The 10,785-nt window shown below is 46.6% G+C and carries 8 protein-coding genes; 2 read left to right on the plus strand and 6 right to left on the minus strand.

Annotation, left to right across the window (positions count from 1 at the left end; genetic code table 11):
- The 4 genes from AB7S66_RS03915 to AB7S66_RS03930 form a co-directional block, all read right to left on the minus strand.
- On the minus strand, window positions 1–2,268 hold a 2,268-nt coding region (locus AB7S66_RS03915), incomplete at its 3' end, for a hypothetical protein (RefSeq protein WP_428518160.1).
- A gap of 79 nt (window positions 2,269–2,347) precedes the next feature.
- A complete protein-coding gene (locus AB7S66_RS03920) occupies window positions 2,348–3,619 on the minus strand; it encodes an MFS transporter (RefSeq protein ID WP_428518161.1) in 1,272 nt (423 codons plus the stop codon).
- On the minus strand, window positions 3,553–4,725 hold the full coding sequence (locus AB7S66_RS03925; protein ID WP_428518162.1) for a radical SAM protein: 1,173 nt from the start codon (window positions 4,723–4,725) through the stop codon (window positions 3,553–3,555). Before AB7S66_RS03925 ends, AB7S66_RS03920 begins: the two co-directional genes overlap by 67 nt.
- A 53-nt stretch (window positions 4,726–4,778) precedes the next feature.
- Entirely contained in the window at window positions 4,779–5,681 is a 903-nt protein-coding gene (locus AB7S66_RS03930) for a DMT family transporter (RefSeq protein ID WP_428518163.1), read from the minus strand.
- Between the two features lie 77 nt (window positions 5,682–5,758).
- Between AB7S66_RS03930 and AB7S66_RS03935 the strand changes: the two genes are divergently transcribed.
- Complete coding sequence (locus tag AB7S66_RS03935) at window positions 5,759–6,178, plus strand: secondary thiamine-phosphate synthase enzyme YjbQ (protein WP_428518164.1); 420 nt, start codon at window positions 5,759–5,761, stop codon at window positions 6,176–6,178.
- Between the two features lies 1 nt (window position 6,179).
- Here AB7S66_RS03935 and AB7S66_RS03940 read toward each other — a convergent pair whose 3' ends face one another.
- The gene (locus AB7S66_RS03940; RefSeq protein WP_428518165.1) at window positions 6,180–7,373 is read right to left on the minus strand and encodes a pyridoxal phosphate-dependent aminotransferase; all 1,194 of its coding nucleotides are present in this window, start codon (window positions 7,371–7,373) and stop codon (window positions 6,180–6,182) included.
- Between the two features lie 92 nt (window positions 7,374–7,465).
- The gene (prs, locus tag AB7S66_RS03945) at window positions 7,466–8,758 is read right to left on the minus strand and encodes a ribose-phosphate diphosphokinase (RefSeq protein WP_428518166.1); all 1,293 of its coding nucleotides are present in this window, start codon (window positions 8,756–8,758) and stop codon (window positions 7,466–7,468) included.
- Between the two features lie 137 nt (window positions 8,759–8,895).
- Here prs and AB7S66_RS03950 point away from each other — a divergent pair, with 137 nt between their 5' ends.
- Window positions 8,896–10,635 carry a Na/Pi cotransporter family protein gene (locus tag AB7S66_RS03950; RefSeq protein ID WP_428518167.1) on the plus strand — a complete coding sequence of 580 codons (1,740 nt, stop codon included), beginning with the start codon at window positions 8,896–8,898 and terminating at the stop codon, window positions 10,633–10,635.
- Window positions 10,636–10,785: the final 150 nt, after the last annotated feature.

The raw sequence follows: 10,785 nt of genomic DNA on the forward strand, positions 1-10,785 counted from the left end.
TCTATATTCAGGCGGTAAAGCAAGACGATTATCTGGATGGAAGGGTTTTTCTTCCTCTACAGGTTTTTCTTCCTCTACAGGTTTTTCTTCCTCTACAGGTTTTTCTTCCTCTACAGGAGTCTCTTCCGGGATAGGAGATTCCTCCTGGGTGGAAGAGAGACCGTCATCTACCCCTTTCGCAATATTTGAGAGATGCCCAAAGAAGGAAAACGCGTTGACAGGAGCTTCGTCTTCATCATGTTCTTCTTCCAAGAGCATATTCTCAAAATCATTTTCATCATCTTCATCACTTGTATAGCTCGCATGGAACATCTCACTGTCTTCTTCAGCTTCATCTTCCATATCCGCATCTGCTGTAACCAGAAAATCTTCATCTTCATACTCTATATCATTTTCGTATGAAGCATCATCAATAATGCAGTACGCTTCCGTTTCATACTCATCATTGTCATTGTCTTCTTCAGTTTCCATTGATGGATCGAACATATTCTCTTCATCGAGATCAAAAAGACTGGGCTGCTCACTTCCATGGAAGATATCACCTGCTGTTTCATACTCGTCAGATTCGCTCTCATCAGGATTAATCTCATTATCTTCAGAGCTATCTTTTTCTGTAAAGTAAGAGGCTCCAGTGAAAGGAACGTCTGGGGGAATATCATCCTCTGGGGGAATATCATCCTCTGGGGGAATATCATCCTCTGGGGGAATATCATCCTCTGGGGGAATATCATCCTCTGGGGGAATATCATCCTCTATTGGAAGAACAGTTTCTTCCTCTTCATTGTCATGGTGATGCACTCCTACAAATGGGGAAAGGCCCAACAACTCCTTGAGCTCTGAAACTCCTTCCCAACTGGATGCAAGGTTGGCAAGCTGCAGGAACGAGAGTCTCAAAACACCCTCATGGACTTCCAGTGGATAGAGCGTAGGGTGTTTTGTATCGATAAGTACCGAAATTGTAGGATGGGCTTGGGCAAGCTTACCGGCCGCAATGGTTTTCTGTAAATTTTGGACATATTGCTCAGAATCATGGAAGGGATTTTCTGCAACATTCTCTCCATGGCTGGAAGGGACCTGAACAACAACCTGTTTCTCATCATTTTCATAGAGAGCATCAAGATACCCATCTTGATAGTCAACATTCGAGGTATAATTAAAGGTACCCAACATTGCCGTAAAGAAGGTTACCGGCACCAGAGTCTGCTTATCAGCCTCAATAGAGTTCCACTCTCTTGCAAGTTTCTCATCCTGAGAGCAGACAGCTCTCTTGATATACCCATATGCCTTATCGAGCAAGGAATGACCTACAAAACAGTAGTATGATGCATCCACACGGACGAATGGTATCTCATCACTGTCCAAACCATCAATCAGCAAATGACTTGAATCATCATAATCCCTTGAGGCAAAAGCATCTGAGAGTAAATACGCATCACGCTCATTGAGACTCGTATCAGCAAGTACATCAAAGAGAAGAAACTTATCTCTGCGATCAACAATGCTTTCGACCCAAGACTCCCAACCCTGTTCCTTGATAATTCGGTTCATGACCGTTTCAAGGTCATCAACACGTTCTCCACGGCTCTTGAGCACCTCGAGTTGCAACATACTTGCCTGCTTGAATGTAGTATTGTCTTCAAGCAAGGAGTCAATCCCTTCAAAGGCCCGCTTCGAGAGTTGTAGGAATGCAGAGAGCAATCCATCAAGCTTCGCTGGGAATACTTGGTTAACCAGAGCATTGAATGGTTGTAATTGATACTGCAATGCAGTCAATTTCTGTTGCAACAAATCTTCTTCAGCTACCGGAGGAAGACAGAAATCGCTCGCCTCTTCCTGAAATAACAACATTTCATCATCTGATCCAAACAGACCCTGACTGCGTAACAGCAAGGTATAATTGTCGGCATAGCGGATGCTTTTCTTGCAAAGATCTTCAAAAAGTTGGCTTACTCGCTTCCAATCTTTCGGTTTAATGTCAGTATTTAAGGAATAGTCTTTCTCCCAGTAGGGAAGAAGACTGGAGAGGTAGGCAACCAAGCGGGAAGCAACTTGCAGCGCAAAGAGATCGGAGTTCTTCTTTCTTAACAGCCTATGTTGTTCCCAGAATGCAAACTTGACCACCTCCAATGGGTGGTACTGGAAAACAATATCCCTGATGTTCCGAATATCATTGGAAAGAAACACGGAGATCTCCCTGAGATTCTTCTGTATCTTCTCAGCTGAAATCTCTCCAATGGAAAGTAAATCCCAACCCTCACTGGTTTTCACTGTTGCCTCTCCTCGTAGTAGAGCATATCACACCTTTCTCTCTCATTCAAACTTAGACCCCTATGGTCATAGGACCAAATCATATGGATTCCAGTGTACTTGAGGTCATACGTTTATAATTACCAAGACCTACCATAACCGAAGCCAATGCAAACAGGGAATACCCCATGAACAAGGCCCGATATCCAAACTGTTCAAGTATAAGCCCTCCTAGAATGGAGCCTAATACTGTAGGCAGACCTATTCCAAGCGAAACATACATCGACATACCAAGCGTCCTGTGAGAACGCTTCACCCTTCGAGCAACCAAAAAGATTGCCGCAGGGTGGAAGAACCCATAACAAAGACTATGAAGGAACTGAGCTACCAATGCACCCCCAAGGGTTGGAACCAGAGCATAGATGAGCAGACGTACCACCAAGGCTCCACTACTGATCATCAACAGTTGGACAGGATGCACCTTTTTTCTTTGCAGAAGATAGCCAGCAAGGATAAGGGCACCAAACTCACTGCCCGATGCAATTGCATTCATCAAGCTGATGGCATTAACCCCCAACTCTTCAACCAGATACAACGAAAAGAAGCTGGCAATGGAAGACATGCTGATACGGTTCAAACCAATGATCACCAAGCCTATTACAAATGCAAGATCATACCACTTTCCTTCAGTATTATCTGAGGTAACAGGTGGAATCTCCCTTCGTTTTGGATCCTTCTTCCAAGCCAATACCGGCAGCATAAAAAGGAAAAACGCCACCAAGGCACACAAGCCTATACTGCTGTTGCTGGTAAGATCAGGCTTATGGGTTATCGCCAGCAACAATGAGAACAGTACAAACCCAATCGTTCCACCACTTCTGAGCAACGTGTATTTCTGGGCATCACCATTCAATCGATTGTTCGCATAACTATCAATAACGGGAACCAGAGAGCGGAGGAAGAAAGATAGAAGCATCAATGCAAACATCGTCATCCAAATGGAAGTGGAGTACATCAGCAGCAACACACCCAAGGCCGATAAGATCGTACCGAGGAGTATTGTATTCTTGCCAGATCCATGCTTGTCGACATGACGCGCAACCAACAAGGGGCCCACAATACCCGCAGTTTCAAAAACAGCAAGAAGAAACCCCACAACATCATGTGAGTATCCAAGGTTTCTGATCATCACCTGCAGGTACGGATTGACCACTGCCATGATGCCAAATACAAAAAAGAATGATGCATAGAGACTGAGCATGGATGCATTGTAGGGATTTGCAGGAGAGACAACAAGGCCTTTCTTTACAGGGTGATAAACGGCCGAGCTTTTTCCAAGGTCGAGAAAGGAAGATGCAGATCCTCGAGGCATGATATAGGAGTATTGCGACGTTTATCGATGATTCGATTCACATAGGTAGGCCCAAGACCTGGAACCCGAAGCAAGGCTTCCCTTGGGGCGCGCTTGATCGAGAGTGGAAAATAATCGATGTTGGCTTTTGCCCAAGCAAGCTTAGGATCATCATGGAGGCTGAGATTTCCTTCCTGTTCGAAGGACAATTCCTCAAAATCAAACCCATATTTCCGTAAGAGCCAATCAGCTTGGTAGAGACGGTGTTCCCTTGTCAGAAACCCTTGATCATGAACTGGAGTCAAGGGTAGTTCCTTGAACAGTTCCAGTTGCTCCTGGACTGGGATGGCAATCTGCTCACCTGGGAGTGACGGGTCACCCAACCCCCGTTGGTAGGCACTGAAATAGAGCCTCCCCATATGGAGTTCCTTGTACATTTGGCTTGTATACAACAAGATTTCCTTATCCAATTCATTGCTGGCTCCAACTATGAACTGGCTGGAGGTATGCACTCGTTGATATTGGCTACCTCTTGCTGTCTGACTGGCAATATACTTGAGGGGCTCCAGAATATCCTGCACATAGTTTTTCGCATCAGTAAGCTTGGAAAAATGTTGTTCCCCCGGTGTTTCTATATTCAAGGAAAGAGCACTTGCATACTTGAGTGCTTCATCAATACTTTCCTTGGTCGAGCCTGGGATCACCTTCAAATGGATATACCCCTTGTAATGGTAGTGGTTCCTCAAGATTTTGGCAGTGGCGACTAGCATCTCCATAGTCCATCCTGCATCTTTCATGACAGCACTGGAGAGAAACAACCCAAGAAGCGGCCGTTTTGCCTGGAAATCATAAAAGAAGGAAGCCATCTCCGCAGGAGACATTGCCACAGGACGAAAGTCTTGCCCTGCTCTGAGTGGACAATACTTACAGTCGTTGGTACACCGGTTTCCCAACAAGGTCTTGAGAATGATCCCAGGCCCTCCACTTGCAGTTGTCGTAGGATAGAGCCATCCACTCCCCTTGCTGTTCCTTTTACGGTGTTCATCAGGGTTCCTTGTCCCACAGGCACAGCTGAGATCATACTGGGCGTCACGACTCAAGATATCCAATTTGCTTTGTGTATCCATACCCCGTCCCCTCCAGAAAGAGGGTAACATCAGTATAGTAGTTTAGCAAGTATTTATCGTCTTCGATATTCACTTATCAGAAGGCCGGCCAAGGTGCATGCAGTCCCAATTGCATCCAATGCCGTAAAGGTCTCCCCAAGCACCAAAGCGGCAAATACAATCGTTATGATCGGGCTCAAATAGAGGTAAAAGGAACTCTTGACCACACCAATGGTACGTAGACCATAATTCCAGGACACAAAACAGAATGCAGAAGCAATAAATCCAAGAAACAACAGATGTAAGAGATAGGGAGCAGTCACCATTGCCTGAAAATCGATAGGTTTCCCCTCTATAAGCAACACCACCACCTGGATGATCAGCGCATAGAAAAACATGTCCCTCGTCACCAGAAGGTTCGAGTATCCCCTTCGTGCAACCAAACGTGTGAGCACGGTATAGAGACCCCACACCATAATTGCCACCAAAGCAAGAAAATCTCCGAAAGGGTTGATATCCAGAGCGGTCCCATCCCCAGCAGTCAACAGGATGATTCCCACCATGGCGATGGCAAACCCAAGAAAGTAGTTTTTCTTCAGGGAGTCTTCCTTCAAGAAAAAATGTGTTGCCAGAAGCGTAAAGAACGGTGCAGTTGCAACAATTACCCCTACATTACTTGCACTGGTATAGACCAGAGCAGTATTCTCCAGATAGTAGTAGAGGAAGATTCCCATCGTTCCAGCAGCTGCCACCAGTGCCCGATCCTTGATTGAGGTATAACCCACCCTTCTGGGGTTTATTGCAAAGAGAAGGGACAACCCAAGAAATGAGCGGACCATCAGGATTTGGGCAGGTGTAAAGGCAACCAAGAGCAGCTTGGTCGAAACAAAGGTAACAGCCCAGAATGCCATGGTACTGATCACCGCAAGATGGCCCAGTACCCGGGCCTTCGGCAACACAACGATAGGTTCATCCATAATGGCTGGCAGTGTATCCTCAAAGCTTCAGCTCTGCAACTAATGGTGGTATACTGATCATGCAAGAGGAGGCGCCTATGATGACCTATCGAAAGGAACTCTGGTTTCACCTCAATAAACGACGAGGACTCGTCAATATCACCAATGCTGTCCAGGAAGCAGTTGATGAGTGCGGAATTAGAGAAGGACTGGTCTTGGTCAATGCAATGAACATTACCAGTAGTGTGTTCATCAATGCCGTGGAAACGGGATTGCATGAGGATTTCGAGATCTGGCTGGAGAAATTGGCCCCCGAACTGCCCTACGAGCAGTACAAACACAACACAGAAAAGGAACATAATGCAGATGCCCACCTCAAACGATCGGTCATGGGACGAGAGGCGGTCATTGCAATTACAGGAGGAAAACTCGACTTTGGCTCCTGGGAAGAAATCTTCTACTATGATTTTGACGGCATGAGAGACAAACATGTCCTCATCAAGATCATCGGAGAATAGATCACATCTGAGCGCGGTAAGCAGCAAGGCCTGCTTCAATGCAGGCTGCTGCCCTTGCCAGATCATCGGTGTTGAGCACGTAGGCAATTCTTACCTGCCGGTGCCCCAACCCTTTGGTCACATAAAAATCCTCACAAGGGGCGACCATGACTGTCTCCCCATTCAAATTGAAGTCGCGAAGCATGAATGTAGCAAATGACTCTGCATCATCCACTGGGAGTTCTGCCACAAGATAGAAAGCACCCTTCGGGTTGCTCACTTTCACCCCGTCGATCTTCTCTAACGCATTTACAATGAAATCCCTTCTCTTCTCATACTCAATCTTTACTTCACGAAGATAGGAGTCATCAGTACTTAACGCAGCAAGAGCAGCTACCTGCTCAATGTCAGGAGGACACAGGCGGGCCTGGGAGAGCTTGAGTGCATTCCCCAGGACTTCCTTGTTCTTGCTCACCAAGGCACCTATCCGGGCTCCACACATGCTGTACCGTTTTGAGAAACTGTCAACACAGATAACCCGGTTACTGAACTCCTCAAAGGAAAGGACACTGGTGAACTCCTTCCCGTCATAGCAGAACTCACGGTATACCTCATCGACAATCAGGAAAATGTCATGCTTCTTGCAGAGATTCAGAAGCTGCAACAGCTCATCCTTCGTATAGACATGTCCCGTGGGATTATTGGGACTACACAGGAGAATTGCACCAGTTTTCCTGGAAATCTTCTGTTCAAAGGCACTGATATCGGGAAGGGAAAACTCCTCATCCATATTGCTGGTAACGGGGACCAGGTCAACCATCGCCGAGTGGGCGAAAGAGGAGACATTGGTATAATACGGTTCAGGAATAATGATCTCATCATACGGATCACAAAGCGTCATGAATGCAAACTGAAGTGCTTCACTTCCACCGGTGGTTATGAGGATATCCTCAGCATCCACATTGAGCCCGTACTTAGCATAGTAAGCAGGGAGCGCTTCACGTAGTTCTTGCATCCCCTCACTGTTTCCATAGGCAATAATGCTCTGGTCATAATTACGAACTGCCTCGATGACCTGTGGAGGTGTTTTAATGTCGGGCTGTCCGATATTCAGATGATACACCTTTATCCCCCGGTTCACTGCATCGCGAGCGTACGGAGAAAGACGACGGATGGGAGAACACTGAAAAGCTGAAATTCTATGTGACATGTGCATGGTAATAACTCCAGATGGTAAAATAAAAGTACAACTCACCCCCTGATGAACGATCAGATGGTGGGAGGTAGGTGTAACCCGGACAACAAGATCTACTTGCTCTCCGGGTTACTAGCGCTAGCTCCCGGTTTTGGCTCTTGCGCCTGGGCTTGGGTGTTATCGATCAGAATCTGGATGAATTTACGGTTATCAAGCAGTGGACTGATGGAACGGCCGTGGTGCAAACGGCTGATAACACGAGCAAACAGCTCTGTTATATCCGCTTGCACATACCACTCTTTATCGAGCAAATCACGCCCGTGGAATACGGAGTTTGTACCGATGATCCGATAGAAGATACCTTCCTTATAGGCCATATCGAAATCTTTTACAGCTCCTGCATTGAAGAAAGGAAGACTTACCATACAGATGATCTTTTTTGCACCAAGGCTCATCAATTCACGCATTGCGATGATCATGGTCCCACCGGTTGCAAGCATATCATCAGCGATAAGAACAGTCTTTCCCTTCACATCACCAAGCAGGTTGATACTTTTGATATTGGAGTGTTTTGCATCACGACTCACAATGGAGTAATCGCGTTCCTTGTACAACATTGCCAATGGGCGGTGTAAGGCTTGGGCATAAAACTTATTCCTGCTGATCGCCCCGGTATCGGGGGCAACCACCACGAGATCAGGATCACTGAAATCAATGATTTTGCGAAGCGCAATCAGAACCTGGTAGGAAGCATGCAGATTTTCCAGATGAAGTGTTGAGAAGCTGTTCTCAATCTCGCGGCTATGGATATCAAGGGTAATAATGCGTTCGACTCCCAGCATCTCACACATGTGGCCGAACATGGCTGCAGTAAGTGCTTCACGTGCACCTTTCTTATGTTGCCGTGAATATGGGTAGGTAGGAAGTACCAGCGTAACACTCTCAGCTCCTGCAAGTTGGAGAGCATTGATGGTGGTAAAGAGGAACATAAGATGGTCATTGACCGAAAGGCTGACCGGTTCATCAGAGCCAGCAACCTTAACAGGTTCCATATTGGATACATCATAGACAATGAAGATTCTCAAACCCCTGACTGCATCAAGAATCTCAGCCTTCTCTTCCCCATTTGCAAACTTGGTATATTTTACCTTAATGGTAAAATCAGGACACTGGAACGTCGTCGGGCATTTGCTTCTCGGGATTCGCTTGTTGTTCAAGTCATCCATCAATGTGACGGTCTTGAGAATCTCATCCTCACTCATCCCATGACGCTTAGCCAATGCGCTGGACAATTTTTCATACCGTTCCAAATAGAGACGACGGAGGTGTTTTACCACCTTTCCCGTAAAATATTCCGAACCTGGGCCCGAGATAATCCCAAGTTTATGGGGTTTGATGATGCTCATGGCTGAACCATACAACAACACTGCCGAAAGTTCAATCCATTACAAGATGGCAGCACCACCACAAACAAACGATTTTCATCTAATCGATTGGGTTCTACTTTACCAACGAGACAAAAAATTGGTACGGTACCAATGATATGAATACCATTGTGATCTTTTTCCAGATTGTCGGCAGCTTGGGTCTTTTCCTCTTTGGAATAAAACTCCTTAGTGAAGGCCTCCAGAAGACTGCCGGTGACAAGATGAAGGCAGTCCTTAAACTCATGACCAAAAACCGGTTGGTATCCATCCTTACCGGTATGATTATTACCATTATCATCCAGAGTTCTTCAGCAACAACGGTCATGGTAGTAAGTTTTGTCAACGCAGGACTGATGGGGCTTACCCAAGCCATCGGAGTCATCCTCGGTGCCAACATCGGTACCACCTTTACCGGTTGGTTGGTGGCACTCTTGGGGTTCAAGCTTGACATCACCGTTCTGGCACTCGTTTCGATTGCCTTTGCCGGTCCACTGATGTTCAGCAAGAAAGCACAGCAGCGTGACATCGCAGACGTATTGCTGGGGTTCGGCATACTCTTCCTCGGCCTGAATTTTATGAGCCATTCAATCCCGGACATTACCGATAATGTGGATGCCTTGGCATTCCTGTCTGCAATCAACAATGATACACTCTGGATTAACCTTCTCTGCATCATCCTGGGAACTGTTATAACGATGGTAGTCCAGTCCTCCTCTGCTGCCATGGCAATGACGCTTACCATGGCATACAACGGGTGGCTTGGCGTTAGCGCTGCTGCCGCTATGATTCTTGGCTCCAATATTGGAACAACCATCACCGCTTACCTTGCTTCCATTGGAACGAGCACCACTGCAAAACGTGCTGCCTGGGCACATATCATTTTCAACGTCTTTGGAAGTGTGATCTCCTTGATCCTCTTCCACCCACTGCTGGCGTTTGTCAATTGGATCACCCCGGGCAATATCTATGCACTCTCCGGCACTGCACTCAGTAGTCAGCTGCCACTCTTCTTGGCCATGTTCCATACGGTATTCAATGTTATCAACACTATCATTTTCTTCCCCTTCGTTGATCAATATGCCAGATTTATCAAACGCCTCGTACCTGCGAAGGCTGAGTATGACGAAGGAACCTACCACTTCAAATATATCGGTGGTATCTTCATTGACAGCCCTGAAATCTACATGCTGGCAATCCGGGATGAAATCAAGAAGATGGCAAACCTCGCATGTAATATGCTTACCCGGTATCGAGGGATGTTCAACAACCCAGGCGCAAACATGGAAAGTGATATCCAGGCAATGAAAAAGGACGAGGAGTATGCCGACCAGATGCAGGAACAACTTTCTGATTTCTGCGTACACCTTCTGCAGGACTCCCAAACCCCTACCAATGCCTCTTCCCTCAACTGCCTTATCAGGGTCATGGATGAACTGGAATCGGTAACCGACAGTTGTTTCAACCTGGCCATGCTCAGCCAGAGACGTTTTGCCCAAGGTTGGGTCTTCGACGAGGAGACTGACAAGGACCTCAAGGCTTACCAGCAGATTGTTCAGGATTTCCTTGACTACATTCGTGACCGGATGGACAAGACCCTTACCAAAGCCGAAATGCAGATGGCCAATGAGTATGAGGAACAGATCAACAGCTACCGTAACCGGCTGAGCCAGACTGTCCAGGAACGGCTGAGTAGGGGAAAGGCTGATGTCCGCGTGGAGCTCTTGATCCTTGAGAAGATCAGACACCTCGAGCATATCGGTGACTACTGCACCAATATTGCCGAAGCCTACCACCAGGCCGTGAAACATACTCCGATGCTGCAAAAACGCAGTGACAAGAGTGTCTCAAACCTGTAAACATTTCTTTTAAAACCATAGGGAAAAAGGACCTTCAAGGTCCTTTTTTCTTGGTTACCCTCTTTTGGTATCCTAATACAGGACGGTCTCAACCCCTTCCAGTCCACTAAGCTCCTGATACGCTTTCCCAAACCCGGCAAGTACATCATC

It is taken from the genome of Sphaerochaeta sp. (assembly GCF_050178175.1).
In the GTDB taxonomy this organism is placed as follows: domain Bacteria; phylum Spirochaetota; class Spirochaetia; order Sphaerochaetales; family Sphaerochaetaceae; genus Sphaerochaeta.

What these genes read in the sequence shown, in the direction of transcription:
- AB7S66_RS03925 (WP_428518162.1), bottom strand. Translation starts at nt 4,725, where the DNA reads ATGGATACACAAAGCAAATTGGATATCTTGAGTCGTGACGCCCAGTAT.
- AB7S66_RS03920 (WP_428518161.1), bottom strand. Translation starts at nt 3,619, where the DNA reads ATGCCTCGAGGATCTGCATCTTCCTTTCTCGACCTTGGAAAAAGCTCG.
- prs (WP_428518166.1), bottom strand. Translation starts at nt 8,758, where the DNA reads ATGAGCATCATCAAACCCCATAAACTTGGGATTATCTCGGGCCCAGGT.
- AB7S66_RS03930 (WP_428518163.1), bottom strand. Translation starts at nt 5,681, where the DNA reads ATGGATGAACCTATCGTTGTGTTGCCGAAGGCCCGGGTACTGGGCCAT.
- AB7S66_RS03940 (WP_428518165.1), bottom strand. Translation starts at nt 7,373, where the DNA reads ATGCACATGTCACATAGAATTTCAGCTTTTCAGTGTTCTCCCATCCGT.
- AB7S66_RS03935 (WP_428518164.1), top strand. Translation starts at nt 5,759, where the DNA reads ATGATGACCTATCGAAAGGAACTCTGGTTTCACCTCAATAAACGACGA.
- AB7S66_RS03950 (WP_428518167.1), top strand. Translation starts at nt 8,896, where the DNA reads ATGAATACCATTGTGATCTTTTTCCAGATTGTCGGCAGCTTGGGTCTT.